Below are 16,641 nucleotides of genomic sequence, written 5' to 3' on the forward strand. Positions count from 1 at the left end.
CTGAAAAGTCCACGACTGTTCTCGGTTTTGTTCTAACTGTGAATTCCTTGTAAAACGCGACAGCTGAATTTACCTATAAAAAAAGATTACCATATCTTAACGTCCATCTCCAGCCGACAAGCAAAATAAACCAAGCAGTCCGCAATAAAATAAAAAGAATACCGCCTAAATAGGCGGTATTCTTCACTATTGCTCAACAATTTCAATGGAATCGATCAAGATATTCTCCGCTGGTATGTTATTCTTGAGCGGAGTTTCCGCGATAGCCTTTACAACATCCATACCGCTCACTACTTTTCCAAATATCGAATAATTTGGTTCGCGGTTCAAGTTGGCTGCTTCCGCCCCCGTACAGATGAAAAATTGACTGCCGCCCGAGTTTGGCTTGCTAGCATTCGCCATAGCGACCGTGCCTTCTTCATATTTCAATTCTGTGCTGAGCTCATCCGGTATTGCATAACCAGGAGTTCCTGTTCCGTTTCCTTTGGGGTCACCTGTTTGGATCATAAAGTCTTTAATAATGCGATGAAAAGCAAGCCCCTCATAGAAACCCTCACGAGCTAGAAATACGAAGTTGTTAACCGTAACCGGCGCTTCATCCGCGTATAGCTTCACCGAGAATTCTCCGTTTGTCGTTTTGAATTTCGCCACATACGATTTATCAAGATCAATTTGCATGTCTGGCATTTTGTCCCAGCTCATCGTCTTGGCTGAAGCCTGTGCGCTGTTTCCGCCGTTTGCTCCGGTTCCGCTCTTCCCGCAGCCTGAAGCCATCATGACTACGGCAATCAGTGCGATTAGAGCTAGGAAACGCGACACTCTCTTATCCGTCATTGCTAACCACCCGTTCCTTGCGAATTGCCGCCAGTTTCAGAGTTACCAAATGCGTTTGTTGAATTATTAGTACCTGCGCCCTGATCAGGCGTCGGCGTTGGCTCACCGGTTTCGCCGCCTTCACCTGGATCCAACGTTTCTACAGGCAAGTTGCCGTCCGTTGGCGTAGGCGTGGGTGTAGGTGTAGGCAAATCTTCCTCACCATCTGGCGGCAGCGTTATTTCGCCACCGTCAGGATCGACGGGGTCCGGCTCCATAGGTATTTCTGGTATCATTTCCGTTTCTGGAATTGCTACTTTAATTTTGGATGATGGAGCACTTTCCAAATCATTCTCCGCATCATACGCGACCACATAATATTCATACGTCATGCCCGGGAAGGCGCTCATATCATCTACTCCTGTAGATGTAAGAGAATCTACGAAGCGAATGAACTCGCTCTCCGACGCTTCCTTGCGGTATACCTCGTAGGTGACCTTGCCGTCTTGGTAAGGATCCCAAGAAAGCTGAACGCGCATTTCTTCCGGTATAAATACCGCATTGAAGTTTGTAATGGCTGCCGGCGGCTTGTCTTCTTTAATCCCTTGAGGCTTTTTGAAGCTGGATTTGGCAATGTTTTTCATTGCTGGCTTCATGACCTTGGAGAACATGGTTGCAGCCTGGATGCTTCCAGTCTTCAAATAATGGTCGATATCGACTTTATCGTATCCCATCCATACGGATGCTGTCCACTCCGGCGTATAACCTACGAACCAGGCATCCTTCACGCCGTCGCCTCTAAAACCTTTGATACCGTGCTGTGTCGTGCCTGTCTTGCCTGCAAGTGAACGGCCAATAGCCGCTTTCACTCCCGTACCGCCTTTTTCAACGACAGTCTGCATCATTTCAGTCAGATAGTAAGCTGTTTCAGCAGAAATTAGCTGCTTGGAAGCAGGAGCTTTATACGTGTAAATCGTGTTTGTCTTGCCTTCAATCTTACGAATCGAATGCGTATCGACAGATTTACCCTCGTTGGCGAAAACGCTGTACGCAGTTGCCATCTGCATAGGTGTTGCGCCATTGGTTAATCCGCCAAGCGCCGCTGAAAGGTTACGATCGTTTTCCGCATCAAGCTCGATGCCTAGCTTGCTGGAGAATGCGAAACCACTTTTAAGACCAACTTGATTCAACATCCATACGGCTGCCAAGTTTCGGGAATCCTTGATCGCCTGCGTCATGGATACCGGATTGGCGCCCCATCTGTCTGTTGGACAATAGTTTCCATAACATTTCTTGTCATTGGCAAGCACTGTCCATGGATAATATTTGCCCGATTCAAGAGCAGGACCATATGCGATAATCGGCTTGAATGCGGAGCCTGGCTGCCGTTTGACATCTACGCGGTTCAAACCTTTCTTCACATAGTCGCGGCCTCCGGTAAGCGCCTGGATCTCACCGTTCCGATGATTAATGATGACCATCGCGCCTTCAACCTGGCGTTCATCCACGCTTTTCTCAAAATTGCCGTCGTCATTGAACTGCGTATCCATCGCATTCTGAGCCTCGACATTAAGCGTCGTATAAATTTTGAATCCGCCGATTCGGAGTTCTTCCTCTGAAAGATTCATGGCTACGGTTGCTTCTTCCACAACGTAATCAACGAATGCCGGATATTTGTCTGTTGTTCGTTCGATGTGGTTTTCGGGAATTTCGTAAACGACCGCTTTTGCCTGCTCCATCTCTTCTGCAGTGATATAGCCCTGATCAAACATTAACTTTAGCACCACCGCTCTCCGGCTCATGGAGTCCTCCGGATGCGCTATCGGGTTGTAGCGGTTTGGCGCTTTAGGCATCGCAGCAATCGTTGCGACCTGCCAAAGCTCCAGCTTATCTACGTCAGTGTCGAAATAAAATTTAGCCGCTTCCTTGATGCCGTGAACCCTTTTGCCAAAAAATATTCGGTTCAAATACATCGTAAGAATTTCGTCCTTCGTATACTGCTGTTCGAGTGCGACAGCAATCGAAGCTTCTGTCGCTTTCCGGAAAAACGTTTTATCAGCAGTCAGAAATACGTTCTTGGCCAGCTGCTGGGTGATGGTGCTTCCCCCCTCAACAGCACTGCGGGCGATTACGTCCTTCACGACAGCTCTTCCGATCGCAAAGAAATCAATTCCGGAATGCTCTCTGAAGCGCTGATCCTCCGTTGCGATTATGGCATCAAACATTTGTTTCGGAATTTCAGAGAAGTCTGCGATTTCACGGTTCTCGTTCGGATCAGACAATCTTGCGATCTCAATGTTGTTCGCATCGTAAATGATGGATGACTCGCCGAATACGAGCTTGTTGGCATTCTCCGTGAGTAACCGTTCACCATTAAGAATAATAAGCAGATAGCCGATTATTCCACACACAATTGCAATTACCGCCGTGAAAAACAAACCATAAAACCATTTGCGTCCCGAAATCCTTTTTTTCTTCTTTTGTTTCGGTACGGTCTTTCTGTTCGGTCGTTCAGCCATTGCTGACTCCCCTCCTGTTGTTCCAAGATCTTCTATCTAGCATTTCCACGAAACGAAAAGAGCAACCCAGCTTGGAGCGGGTTGCTCTTGCATGCCGCTATCTAGTTAAACGATACTCGTTATTAGAAAGTTTCATATCCGTGTAAAGCTCATGCTTCGGAAGAGCTGTGATCCTGCTGCATCAATGAAACATTTCGTTGCGGTGTAAACGTCGAAATAGCGTGTTTATATACCATTTGTTGACGACCTTCGCTGTCAATGATAATCGTAAAATTATCGAACGCTTTAATAACGCCCCGAATTTGAAAGCCATTCATTAAAAAAACCGTAACCGGTATGTTGTCTTTGCGAAGCTGATTTAGGAACGTATCTTGAATATTGATCGATTTGTTCATTGGACGTTACCCCCGTCTTAAAAAGATTGATTAGAAGTATATTCAAGATTAACTTGAAACTTTCCTGCTATTATAGCATGAACGGTTTGCAAATTGTTGTGAAAATTTTCCCCCATGTCGATCCAATGAATGTCATTCATGTGTCGAAACCAGGAGAGCTGACGCTTGGCAAACCTTCGCGTATCCCTCTTTAGTCGTTCTACCGCTGCTTCCAACGTGCAATTCCCTTGCAAATATTCCGCGATTTCCTTGTAGCCCAATCCCTGCATCGCAACAGCGGCAGGCGGCATTTCTCTCTCCAGTAGCAGCCTCACCTCTTCTACTAACCCTTGTTCCATCATCAAATCTACCCGTTGCTCTATTCTACGATACAACTCCGCACGGTCCATAGTCAAACCGATGATGCAAAGTTCGTACGGAGACACCTTCGATTGGCCTGCTTGCTGTTCGGAAAACGTTTGTCCCGTCATATGAAAAACCTCCAAGGCGCGTATCACGCGTCTAAGGTCATTCGGGTGCAACCGTTCTGCCGCGGGCGGATCGATGGCAGCGAGACGGGCATGAAGCATCTCAGCGCCATTCTCGGCAGCATAGCGCTCCTGTTCTTGTCTGAAGGCTTCATCAGAACCGATGTCAGCGAACTGGAATTGATAGCAGACGGACTCTACGTAAAGCCCCGTTCCTCCTACGATAAAAGGCAAATGGCCCCGAGCTGCAATCTGTTCGATCGCGGATGTTGCGCCTGCCTGAAAATCGGCTGCCGAATAAGGAATGTCCGGCTCCATAATATCAATGAGATGGTGAGGAATGCCTTCACGCTCGTCTATAGGTATTTTGGCCGTACCGATATCCATACCCCGATAGACTTGCATGGAATCACCGGATATGATTTCCGCGTCCCACATTTTGGCAATATCCAGGCTCATTCGCGTCTTGCCCACAGCAGTAGGCCCAATAAGCACTAATAAAGGCTGCTTCCGCTTCGGATTTTGGTTTTGTAAGTCCAACTCTTCGTTAGAATCTATGATCAAAGCTTTATCACTCCATATGCAATTTTCGATGTATTCACATGTTTTCGCTCAAAGCCTAACCTTGCAAATTCCTCGCTGGCTTGATGCTCCTTAAGAACTACCGTTTTCCGAGCTACGCGTTTGGCCTGTTCAATGGCTTCGCTTGACAATGCGTTCATATTGGCGATGGAACGAAGAGGCTCCATTGAGCTAGACTCATTGATCGGCTTGCGGAACATCGGGTCGAAATAGACGATATCCACGCTGTTATCGGCCAATCCTTTCAAGTATTCCAGATGGTTCATGCATGTCATTGCAATGCGTCTCATGGCAGCATCCACATCAGGCAGGCTTGTCTCATAACCTGCTAAGCCCTCTCTGACAAGCGCGCATAGGACAGGCTCGCTCTCGATTGCGGTAACCTTCCCACTAGGTCCCGAGGCATATGAAAATACGAGCGAGTCCGAAGCGAGTCCCGCTGTGCAATCAATAATCTGGTCACCGGATTCACAGCCTGATAATTGAATGAGCGGATCTGTTTCTCCCCTGCGCATCCGCTTCACACGCACAAAAGCCATGCTGGGATGGAAATAAAGAGGCGTGTCCGATTGACCTTCGTAATATCGTACCTCTTCCTCCGTTACAACTAGCAGTTTTTTGTCCCCGCTCAAGGACAGCAGCTTAGCAACGGTTAAATTGCCGCGCGCCTTGAACGGGGAAGCTAGCTCGCTGGATAGCCTGCCCGCTTGCTCGAGTGCGCGCTGGGAAGGCTTAGCCGTTGTGGTGACAATCACGACATCACCCGCTTGAACATTTTTTCCAATTGATAAGTGGATAAATGAACGATAATGGGACGACCATGGGGACAAGTGTAGGGCTGTTTGCAATTGGCAAGACGCGCAAGCAGCGTTTCGCCTTCCTCACGGTTCATCCGGTCATTTGCTTTAATAGAAGCTTTGCAGGAGCACATGATAGCCGCCTTTTCCCGAAGCTTCGCTATGTTTATCGATTTACGTTCCGCAATAAGAAGCTCCGCCATTTCCTCCAGAAGAGACTGCTCCTCGCCCTGCGGCATCCATTCCGGATATGAGCGAACAAGAAATGTTTGCAGGCCGAATGGCTCAAGCTCCACTCCCGCTTGAGCGAATAATGGAATGAGGTCCCTTAGCTGGGAAGCTTCGCCCGCAGTGAATTCCAAGGTGAGCGGTACGAGCAGCTGCTGGCTCGCAGCCTCTGGATTGCCAAACTTTTGGTAATAATATTCATAATTAATTCGTTCATGAGCAGCATGCTGATCGATCAAATACAAACCTTCCTCAGACTGCGCCACAATGTAGGTGCCATGATGTTGACCGATCCAGTAGAGCTCTGGAAACGCTGGCTCTGATTCGTTCGGCGCGTCATCATCCGATGGAAGCTTCGCAATCGGAGCATCCGCGTATGGGACCGCAGGAGTAGGTAACGGTGCTTCGTAACGATCAGTTGCAGCAGCTTCCGCAGGCATGGATTCCGACGAAATCCCCTCGTTCGAAAGTCTTAAATCCGATGAGGAAACCGCAGATTGCTCCCAAGCTCGGCTCGCTTCACGAACAGCCATCTGACCCAAATCGGCTGAGCTTGGCGGCGCGTAGAGCTTCTCTGCGGCATTCCGCGGTACGTATTCCCTCTCCACATTTTGCGCCTTATAAGATGAACCGGAGCCTTTATTGGACTGGCTAGCAGGATTAGCCGGGTAAGTCGGGTTAATTGGGTTAGGCTGAAAAGGCTTGAAGGCATCCGCAGCGGGCTCTGGCCTGTGAAAGGAGATGGCATCCTGCACGAACAGCGGCTTGGAGCGCTCCGTTTTAGTTATAGATTCGGGTCCTGGGATATGCCGTTGCCCACGCAGAACGGCTTTAATCGCATCCTCAATCATGATGCGGAGCTCAGGCTCCTTGCTGAAACGAACCTCCATTTTGGAAGGATGAACGTTGACGTCCAGCAAGCTCGGATGCATGCCCAGCTCAAGAATGACAAGCGGATAACGGTTAATCGGCAGAAGCGTGTGATATGCCTGCAGAAGCGCTTGATTTATCGTATGGCTGCGAATATATCGACCGTTGACAATCGCCGTAATACCGTTGCGGTTAGCTCTCGTGAGCTCAGGCTTAGAGATAAAACCGCGAAGCTCGTAATCAGAAGTTTCCGCTTCGACAGGCAGCATTACTTTTGCCGTATTAGAGCCATATACAGCAGCAATCACTTGCAGCCTGTCACCGGAACCCAGCGTTCGAAGCAGGACATTGCCATTATGCTTGAACGTAATCGCGATCCCAGGGTGCGCAAGCGCAATCCGGTTCACATAATCAGAAATATGACCGAGCTCCGTCTGAATGGCCTTCATGTATTTGAGCCGCGCAGGCGTATTGTAAAATAAATCGCGAACCGTCATTTCGGTTCCTTGCGGCGCGTTGGCCGGTTCATCAATCGTAACTTTTCCACCTTCAATCACGATGCGTCGCGCCAAACCCGTAGCGGTGTCCGAAGACATGCATTGCAACCGCGAGACCGCTGCGATACTCGGAAGCGCTTCTCCGCGGAATCCCAGGCTTGCAATTCGAAAGAGGTCGCTGCTCGTAGAGATTTTGCTTGTCGCATGCCGCTGAAACGCCGTCACGATATCAGAAGCCTCGATACCATAACCATTGTCAATTACCTTAATGAGTGTCAAGCCGCCCTCTTCAATCGAGATATCGATAGTCGTGCTGCCTGCATCGACCGCATTCTCGATGAGCTCCTTCACGACCGAAGCAGGTCGTTCGACAACCTCGCCGGCTGCGATTTGGTTGGCAAGCTGCTCGTCCAGCACTTTGATTTTTCCCATAGCGATCACAAACCTCCTTCCGCTTTGTTAATTGTTCAGTTTGCTTTTCATATCGTTCAGCCATTGCATGGCTTGCATCGGCGTGAGATTAAACAAATCCAGCTTACGCAGCTGCTCGGCGAGCTGCTCAGCTTTCGGACTTGCTTTCTTCCGAGCAGGCTCAGCCTCGTTCGCTGCTGCTGGCTCATCAAAGATTGAAAGCTGTACGATTCCCTTCGGCTGTACAGCCTCCTTAACGAATTCTGCCGCGGGAGCGGTCTGTGCATAAGCGAAGGTATCTATCTTTGGAGCAGGCTTTGTCGTTTCGCCGTCAAGCGTTTCATCCAGCAGCTCATACGCTCTTCCAATTATTGATTCAGGCAAGCCAGCGAGCTGAGCGCAATAAATGCCATAGCTGGTGCTCGCTGCTCCAGCAATCAGTTTTCTTAAGAAGGTTACATTATCGCCGCTTTCCTCGACGGCCATACGCGCGTTGGCAAGAGACGGCAAGGATTCCTCAAGATGCGCAAGCTCATGGAAATGAGTAGAAACAAGCGCCTTGCAACCGATATGATGATGGACATATTCGATAACGGCTTGAGCGATTGCCATCCCTTCACCTGTAGAGGTTCCGCGGCCAAGCTCATCGATAATGACGAGACTGTTAGCTGTCGCTTTGTCGGTCATGATTTGTATGTCTTTCATTTCAACCATAAAGGTGCTTTGCCCGCCAATCAGATCGTCCGCTGCACCGATACGCGTGAAAATACGGTCAATCAATGGAATCTCCGCAGATTTAGCCGGGACGAAGCAGCCAATTTGAGCCATGATGCAGATGAGGGCGACTTGGCGCATATATGTGCTTTTGCCGGCCATGTTCGGACCGGTAATAAGAAGCATCCACTGCTCGTCCTTATGAAGCGCAGTTCCGTTCGATATAAATGGAATGCCATCCATCATCGCTTCCACAACTGGATGCTTGCCGTCCTCGATATGAAGATTGTAGCCTTCGGTTACTTTGGGTCGGGAGAAGCGGCGTTCTGCGCTCACCGTAGCGAGCGACTGATAAACATCAAGCTCGGCAATAATGGCGGCTGCTTTTTGAAGCCTGTGCAAATGAAGAGACAGATGGTCGCGCAGCTCGATGAACCGCTCATATTCCAAATCAACCATTTTATCTTCGGCTTCCAGAATCAGCTTTTCCTTTTCCTTGAGCTCTGGCGTTACGAACCGTTCCGCATTCGCGAGCGTTTGCTTACGCTCGTATCTTCCTTCTGGAAGTGAAGACAAATTGCCTTTGGAGACTTCTAAATAATATCCGAATATGCGGTTGTAGCCGATTTTCAAGTTTTTGATGCCAGTGGCTTCTCGCTCTTGACGCTCAAGCTCGGCAAGCCATTTCTTCCCATTGGTGCTCGCTTCGCGCAGTTGGTCCAAATAAGCATCGTAGCCTGCGCGGATTAATCCGCCTTCTTTAATCGTTACTGGAGGCTCGTCTACGAGCACTGTTTCGATAAGATCCGCAAGATCAGAGCAGTTGTCAGTCCCATCAACAAGTGCCTTCAGGACGTCAGAGCCGGAATGCTCGCAAAGCTCGGTTAGCTGGGGAATGCGCCTTAGCGAGCTGCGAAGCGCGTTCAAATCCCGCCCGTTCGCGCTGCCGAAAGCCACTCTGCCGACCAATCTCTCCAAATCATATATCGGCTGCAGCTCCGAACGAATGTCGTCTCTTAGAATTAAGTTGAGATACAAGGTTTCTACCGCGTCCAGGCGCGCTTCCACTGCCGTACTGCTTAGCAGCGGCTTATCGATCCAGCGGCGCAGAAGCCTAGCTCCCATCGAGGTTTGCGTACGATCAAGCAACCAAAGAAGCGAGCCTTTCTTGCTGCGGTCGCGCACCGTTTCGGTCAGCTCTAAGTTTCTTCTTGTATAGTGATCTAGAATCATAAACTGGTTTGGCTCGTAGCTCGTTATGGCGCGCACATGCCCGAGTGAACGTTTTTGGGTTTCCTCCAAATAACCGGTCAGAACGCTTACCGCCTGCAGTCGCGCTCCCTTCACTTTGGCTATTTCAGCTTCGCCGAATTGCTCCAGAAGCTTGTCTGTCGCCATTGGCTGGCGTGCGGTAAGCAAAAGCTGTCTATTCCATACTGCCGCTGCTTGAATACGGGCGAGCAGCTCATCGTCACCGACGAGCTCGGATGGCTGATAAACGTTTATCTCATCGATCAGCGCCTCCAGATGCTCAGGGAACGATGTCACATAAAACTCGCCTGTTGACAAATCGCAAGCAGATAAACCCAAAATGCCGCCAACGCGCACGATAGCAGCGATAAAGTTGTTGGAATTGCCATCCAGCGCTTTCGTTTCCATAACCGTACCCGGCGTAATGATCCGAACGATTTCACGGCGCACGACGCCTTTGGCTGCCGCAGGATCCTCGACCTGTTCACAAATGGCAACTTTATAGCCTTTATCGACGAGGCGGCTTATATAGTTTTCAGCGGAATGGTAAGGCACGCCGCACATCGGTATCTTTTTCTCGCCTCCGCCCTCGCGGCCTGTCAGTGTAATTTCCAGCTCCCGTGAAGCGGCAATTGCATCATCAAAAAACATCTCATAAAAATCACCCAAGCGAAAAAACAAAAAAGCATCCTTCGCTTCTTCTTTTATTGCTAAGTATTGTAAAATCATCGGCGTATATCCAGCCATTCGGATCCCCCTCAAAAACGTCAACAGATCTATAAACATGTAAGTCAAGCGAATGAAACATTGCTGCCAATCCAGAAAACATCAGATATCCATTATAACAAGCGGAACAGATGTGCGCCATAAGCGAAGCAAATAAGGACTGAATCCCATGACTCACGCGTAATCGGGTGATGCCGCCCTCTGGCGGCTAAGCTTACGTTTCGCGAAGAAATATTGAGAACGTTGGCGAAATGATATCCTTTCCTATCTTTTAAGAAGAACGCCTGACGGCGTCCTTTCAATAGTCGCCTTCGTTTCGCCGAAACGTATAGAGAGAGGATGAGCAAACACATATCCCTTCCTATACGCCAAGGTGAACCGGTTGTCGCCATCCATTGGCTGCACGTTTCATTCTAAGAAATATAGAGAAAGTATAGCCTTACGATATCCTTTCCTATCGTTTAACAAAAAAGATTATCCATACAGCGCCGCGGTGAGCGTTAGCAGGGATAATCTTATTGTTAATCGAAAATGTTTACATGGATGCTGCAAGAGGTAATGGTAAGAATTATTGCGAATGTGATGAAGAGGTGTTTAAGAATCAGGCAACGGTTTTCTACGGGCCTCAATGCGGCATCCGCCATTTGACGCGCAGGTCTGCGCTCTCATCCCATGTCATTCCGCGCCTAGCTGCATCGAGCAGCGGCTCAATGTAAGAAGCATAAGCAGCATAGCTTGTAGTTGCCCCTAGCTGGCCTGCTGCCTGATCCAAGCAACCGGCCAGCTCCGTGCGGTCACCGCTATAGTAGGCTTCCATATACCGCTCGTCAAGAGCAGGGATGTACGTGAGATTGTGCTCTTCCCGCGCGCAAAGGAGCGCAAGCGCGAAAGCAGCCTTGGCAGCTGCCGGCGATACGAGCCAGCTAGGCAGCGTCCGGTATTCGAACCCGCCATGCGGCTGAAGGCGGAAGTCCCCGAGCATGCCATATCGGGGACGGCGGGCCCGCCCGGCGGGGTCTTCTACCAGCGCGAGCGGGAACGCCGCGTAGCTGTCGAGCAGGCGGAGCAAGCGGCTTGTCAGCGGCGCTCCGCTAAGGTGTATGTGCCCGCCGAGCGCCAGCCCCGGCACGGGCATTGCTCCTGCGGCCCAGCGCAATGCAGGGTCGCTGATGCGCTCTGCGGCGCGAAGCAGCAGGCGCCGCACGTTGGCGGCTAGCGCGGCCGGGTCTTCGGCCGGCTCGGGCCGCAGCTCGGCGACGGGATAAAGCAGCCGTCGCCCTACGAGCAAGGCGTCGGTCCCGGCTGCCCCACCGACACCAGCTCCAAAAAACCGTGACGCCGAAGCGATCTTCCCTTCCGGCGTCACCAGTACAAACTCCGGATCGGCGCCAATAAGCAGCTGCCGATCCACAGCTCCCGCTCCCGCCGCAGCATGCCATGCGGCGAATCGTCGCAGCACCGCAGCCTCCTGCCTCGTATCCCTCAGCATCGGCCAAGCATCGCGGACAGCAGTTCGCCCGTCCCCGCCAAGCCCGACCTCGGCCTCACCGATATCGAGCCCGAGCGCATACAGCGCTGCCACCGCGGTACGCACCACTCTCCGCAGCGCAGGATCATCCGGCCAGGCTCCTGCGTTGCCTTGGAGCAGCGGCTTACCTTGCATCGCTTTCCCTGACGCATCGATTCGCTGCAATTCCACAGGCTCAAGATGAATGATGCATACACGGAATAAACGCTCGCTATCTAAGGGCGAACCTCCAGACAAGCCTGCACGTCGCCAGATCCTCTCCTTTTCAGCGTAAGGAAGAGATGACGCATGGTGTCCTTTTAGGTTTAGTACCCAGGCGCCTTTGAATCTGTTTGCATCAATCGAACGGTTCTGCGTCCATGCGAGTACGGCATCGCCGGGCTTTACCTCCGTCCAAGACTCGGCATGGAGCGGTTGTCCGTTGCGCTCGCCCGATAGATGTTTTTTTTCTCGGTTCGCTTCTACTTTTTCAAGTCGGTCGTAGCTGCCTCGCCAAACCCAAGTCGAAGCCATTCCTCTTCCCGCCTTTAACGATCATTTATTGAGCTTTTTTGGAGCTTTAAATATTTCCAAAAAAAAGAGGGCTTTCGCCCTCGAATTTGCTGCTCCCGCAGCATATGATACCTTGACAGCAAAGCTTCCCGGCTTGCTTACAGCTCGTCGTCCAGCAAATCCGGATCCAAATCCTCATAATCATTATCGCCGAGGCTGAATTCCAAATCCTTGCCGTCCAGGTCGCCGCAACCGCCTGGAAGAACCGCTACACAAACTTTAGTCTCGGCGACTAACTCCACCGAAAACTCACGCTCTACGCGAATCACGACGCTCGAGCCGTTCGAAGAAATATTCGCTTCGATACAGTTCGGCTCCTGAATGACGTCAGCAGACACTTCCACAGTAGATGGACGGTGCTTAGGATCTACATAGGATAGATTGACATGCTCAACGTAATGCACGGATTCCTTAGCTACGTCTGTTTGCGAGTTTTTGCTGTACGAATACCAAATGTTGATATCGTAAGTACCAATTACCTCAATGCCGTCGCCCGAACGAACCGCTTCATATTGATGGTTGATTATCCATGCTCCGAGAATACTAGTCGGATTATGAGGCGGCGTTACGGTATGGGTTACAGTGGAAAACTTACGACCTTTGCCGCAGACAGCCTTCGTAATTATTTCTCTGTACTGGAGCTGCTTATCTGCAATAGTCATTGATTTAACCTCCTCCATACAATCATTCATTTAAAGTGTATGCAGGACATAGGCAAATGTTGATTAAGTGGTCCCATATTATTGTATATGTTCATTAGCAGTGGGATATTAACATTCATTCGCTGCGTCTCACTACATCTATATGAGGTATAAAAGTAAATGATTCGCGGTCAAAATGCGGTCACAATAACTTATTAAAAAAAGCCTCGGCGTTTACGTCGAGGCTACTTTTGGAGCAAACAATGTTATACATCATTGATTCAATATTTAATATCGATAAACACTTGATTACTCAGGTTCAAATCTACTTGCCAAGAGTTTTGGTTTATCATCAAGAAAAAACACTATTGGCATACGTTTACCTTCAGCTTCAAATTGTGATATTAAAGTCTTCAAATTAGCTATTCTTGTTCCTGGACCTCCGGTATCTAAAACAAGATAGATACCGTGAAAATTCGTAAGCGGCTTTTTTTGTCGATGTTTTATTTTCACAATTTGGGTAGTTCACCAGAAACCGGTTTCCTTACCGAATTGAACAACTACATCGTCCATCTTATCGATTTTTGAAGCAGCCATTACAGATGTTAATAAGTTTTCGCCGGCCACAAACTTCTTGCAGTCAACTGTAATTTGCGTTACTCGAAATTTTCCGTTCATTACACCAATAGTGATTGTATCAGCACCTTCAATGTCCTTTTGTTGTAAGAAATCATATGTTTGTAAGAATACATGTTGAGTCGCTAACGCAGGAGTTAGTTCTTCACTCATATTTACGACAAGATCAATATGTTTATTAGTGTCCCTGGCATCAGTTATATCAACGCTTTGGGCAAAAGCAAAAACAGAAGTATCTATTTCAGCATCAACTATAACTTCATCGGTATGTTCAGCATTATCTTGAACAGGAATCTCAGAGGGAGCTATTGTAACCTCAGGAGACGGAATAGGTGTCGCCTGGGGCTCATTGGTTGCTTCATTAATTGAAGCTGGCAATGCTGTCACCTTGGCTTCTACAGCACTGTTTCCACAGGCTGTAAGTAATGATGCGGATAATAAAAAAGTAAATATGTATGCCTTTTTCACAGTGTAACCTCCCTATATTTCTCTGAAATTCTACTTTATTTTTCCAATTACGTCTATTGATTTATTACAAAAGTATAAACAATGCCCTGACGTTCATGCTTTAAGTGAGGATACTAATATTTGAGGGCAACACTTCAAAATCGTCCATCTCCTACATGTGCCTTATAGAAGTATTAAGATATAGAAACAGCGTGAGCCATAGACTTATAGTAAAGTCGTAGACTGACGCTGTTTTGAGCTATCGTTACCCGTTGGTTGAATAAAGAAAGGGAGCAGCCGCGCCGCTTGAATGATTTTACTATTGATACTATTACCCCTGCGATGCTTAATATATAAAGGGGGGTTTCCGTGCATGGTTAACTGTGTAATGAGCCATCCTCAAGTTATTTGATATTTTTGTTTAAAATCATTAGAATTTCATCTTTAGTTTTGGACATCTTATTCATAAGATTGTCTATTAATTCGTCCGTAAATACAAAATCTTTAGCACTTACCCAGCGTGATTGTTCTTCAAGGTAAGATGCAGAGGCTTCTTCAAAAGTTATGGCTTCATAATATTCTATATTTGCAGCTTCAATATTTAAAAATCTTGAACATATTACTTTCACACATTCTGTTATGGTTTTTTGATTTATCACCTCATCAGGATGCCATATTTCGAATGATCTGGGTTTAATATTATATTCATTTTTGGGTAGATTTTCGTATGAAAGTTCAAAAAAATCTTCATCGTTAGGACTGTCATAATAATAATGGTAGTGAATTTCATTACCGATTAAATGTTCTTTAATTTTAATAACAAAATCCAATTCGTCTGCATCATTTTCTAGATCTTCCAGTCCATCTCTTAAATAATTCTTAGTACATACGCATGTACTTCCAAGTCTAATATAATCTTGATCAGTCTTTTCATAGAATACAATATCTTCCCATCCCTCTAAGTCAGAGAAGCCGTAAATCCCCCACCAATAGTTAAATGAACTTATCTCCACATAGATATTTTTTTGTATATATTTCATTTCTAACTCCTTTTGTGGTTTTAATACTTGGTATTTAGTTCGTTAAACAATGAATGGTTTCCTTATGATACCTAAACTAATCTGCCCGTTAGCTCAACGAGGCTGCCGATTTATGCCAGCAGCCTCCTCATAGTAATTGTTAAGTTATAGTTCTATATTATCGCAATTAACAAACATATATTCAGTAGCAAGGCAATTACAATATCTCCAAATGCATTTATTAAAATATTCCCTTTTTCAAAATAATCTTCAATTAAGTTTTACGTTCTATGTAGTGCTAACTCAAGACAGGATCAAGCACAGTAATACCACCGATTCCCTTAATGATGGAATCATCTGCTTTATCCATAAATGTTCTATATGTTTCCTTCGTCGGTATTATAACGATTGCTTCAGATAGTTTGAATGTCATATCACCTTTAACTCTCCACTCTCTTTCATGTGTCCAGTCAACTATATTGTCAGCGTTGCCCAAATCAAAATCAACAATTCTCCACCATTCCTCTTGAGGGATGAATCTTCTCGCTGTCTCTTTTCGCTCATATATTACTGGTCTTGCTCCCTTCAAGGTATATAAGTATCTTTTAGGTAGACCAATTCCCACTGGATTGTACCGCAATTTAGTACTAGAATTCTGTTCTCTTAATTGCTGTTCATGGTAAGTGTTTTGACTCAAACCATATGCAGGAACATCTTGAAAACAAACGGCAGTATGTCTTCCACCAATAAACCCACTTGAGTCAGAACCTATCAACTTTCTTTCTTTTAAAATTTTTAATAATACATCGGTGCTAGTTAAGCTACCGTTCGGCTTCGTCAGATGAAAAAGGAAGCTAGACATATCAGCTCTATTTCTAATTCTTTTTCTCCATTGTTGAATTGTGTATGCCATTACTAGCTCTCCTTTTTTCCATTTAGAATCTAGGTCCGTTCCCAAAATATTGTACCATAAAATGGAACATAAAGAAGGTATACTGCCCCTAAGCTTAATGTCATTTACTTAAGTAGAAAAATCATGTTTTTTGGGTCCCTCTGGGCTTTCAAACGACTGCGGGTACGCGTGAGCCCGATTTCCTGCTAGATTTTATTTTAAGAATTCACTTTCGCTTTCGCTTAGTAGACTTGATGGTTGAAAAACAAGAAAAATACGCTACATCTAAAAGTATTGAATTTCATATCTTGAGTAATCAGGTTAAAGCGAAAGTGATGAAACTCAGATTGTGAAAGCACAAGTTGTTTTTTAAATTCTATAGACCAATAAAAGAAACAGCGTCTGCTAGGGACGTGAAACTAAGTCCTTACAGCCGCTGCTTTATTCCACTATCGTTTCCCGTTAGCGCAATGGAGTTGTCTGTTTACCCTCAGAATGACCGTCCATTCCGTTAGATCTTCAATTATACCAAACAGCTTCTGGTCCTAATCCGTCAGTATGGCTATTCGTTGCTTGGTAAGTTTCGCCTTTATCAAATCTTTATGTAATCCCAAAGTAAGCCCCCCCTTTCACGCGATATTTCTTACATGTTGCCG

At 47.2% G+C, this 16,641-nt stretch carries 13 protein-coding genes; all 13 read right to left on the bottom strand.

What is annotated here, in order from left to right:
* Positions 1–186: 186 nt before the first annotated feature.
* Complete coding sequence (locus FHS16_RS08430) at positions 187–834, bottom strand: peptidylprolyl isomerase (RefSeq protein WP_183560870.1); 648 nt, start codon at positions 832–834, stop codon at positions 187–189.
* A 2-nt stretch (positions 835–836) separates the two neighbouring features.
* Positions 837–3,332, bottom strand: a complete 2,496-nt coding sequence (locus FHS16_RS08435) for a PBP1A family penicillin-binding protein (RefSeq protein WP_183560872.1) — start codon at positions 3,330–3,332, stop codon at positions 837–839.
* A 149-nt stretch (positions 3,333–3,481) separates the two neighbouring features.
* Positions 3,482–3,727 (bottom strand): RNA chaperone Hfq, encoded by a 246-nt coding sequence (gene hfq, locus FHS16_RS08440; RefSeq protein ID WP_183560874.1) that lies wholly within the window; start codon positions 3,725–3,727, stop codon positions 3,482–3,484.
* A gap of 17 nt (positions 3,728–3,744) precedes the next feature.
* Positions 3,745–4,755, bottom strand: a complete 1,011-nt coding sequence (gene miaA / locus FHS16_RS08445) for a tRNA (adenosine(37)-N6)-dimethylallyltransferase MiaA (RefSeq protein WP_312890817.1) — start codon at positions 4,753–4,755, stop codon at positions 3,745–3,747.
* A complete protein-coding gene (locus FHS16_RS08450) occupies positions 4,755–5,531 on the bottom strand; it encodes a class I SAM-dependent methyltransferase (RefSeq protein WP_183560877.1) in 777 nt (258 codons plus the stop codon). The genes miaA and FHS16_RS08450 overlap by 1 nt, the downstream gene beginning before the upstream one ends.
* On the bottom strand, positions 5,528–7,600 hold the full coding sequence (mutL, locus tag FHS16_RS08455) for a DNA mismatch repair endonuclease MutL (protein WP_183560879.1): 2,073 nt from the start codon (positions 7,598–7,600) through the stop codon (positions 5,528–5,530). The genes FHS16_RS08450 and mutL overlap by 4 nt, the downstream gene beginning before the upstream one ends.
* A gap of 27 nt (positions 7,601–7,627) precedes the next feature.
* Entirely contained in the window at positions 7,628–10,291 is a 2,664-nt protein-coding gene (gene mutS / locus FHS16_RS08460; RefSeq protein WP_183560881.1) for a DNA mismatch repair protein MutS, read from the bottom strand.
* 604 nt (positions 10,292–10,895) lie between these two features.
* A complete protein-coding gene (locus FHS16_RS08465; RefSeq protein WP_183560883.1) occupies positions 10,896–12,311 on the bottom strand; it encodes a putative amidoligase domain-containing protein in 1,416 nt (471 codons plus the stop codon).
* A gap of 137 nt (positions 12,312–12,448) precedes the next feature.
* A complete protein-coding gene (locus FHS16_RS08470) occupies positions 12,449–13,012 on the bottom strand; it encodes an outer spore coat protein CotE (protein WP_183560885.1) in 564 nt (187 codons plus the stop codon).
* 288 nt (positions 13,013–13,300) lie between these two features.
* A complete protein-coding gene (locus FHS16_RS08475; RefSeq protein WP_183560887.1) occupies positions 13,301–13,504 on the bottom strand; it encodes a hypothetical protein in 204 nt (67 codons plus the stop codon).
* A 12-nt stretch (positions 13,505–13,516) separates the two neighbouring features.
* Positions 13,517–14,095, bottom strand: a complete 579-nt coding sequence (locus FHS16_RS08480; RefSeq protein WP_183560889.1) for a hypothetical protein — start codon at positions 14,093–14,095, stop codon at positions 13,517–13,519.
* Between the two features lie 383 nt (positions 14,096–14,478).
* Positions 14,479–15,114, bottom strand: coding sequence for a hypothetical protein (locus FHS16_RS08485; protein WP_183560891.1), 636 nt, complete (start codon positions 15,112–15,114; stop codon positions 14,479–14,481).
* A 277-nt stretch (positions 15,115–15,391) separates the two neighbouring features.
* On the bottom strand, positions 15,392–16,006 hold the full coding sequence (locus tag FHS16_RS08490) for a DUF2971 domain-containing protein (protein ID WP_183560893.1): 615 nt from the start codon (positions 16,004–16,006) through the stop codon (positions 15,392–15,394).
* Positions 16,007–16,641 lie beyond the last annotated feature (635 nt).

It is taken from the genome of Paenibacillus endophyticus (assembly GCF_014192395.1).
GTDB lineage: Bacteria > Bacillota > Bacilli > Paenibacillales > Paenibacillaceae > Pristimantibacillus > Pristimantibacillus endophyticus.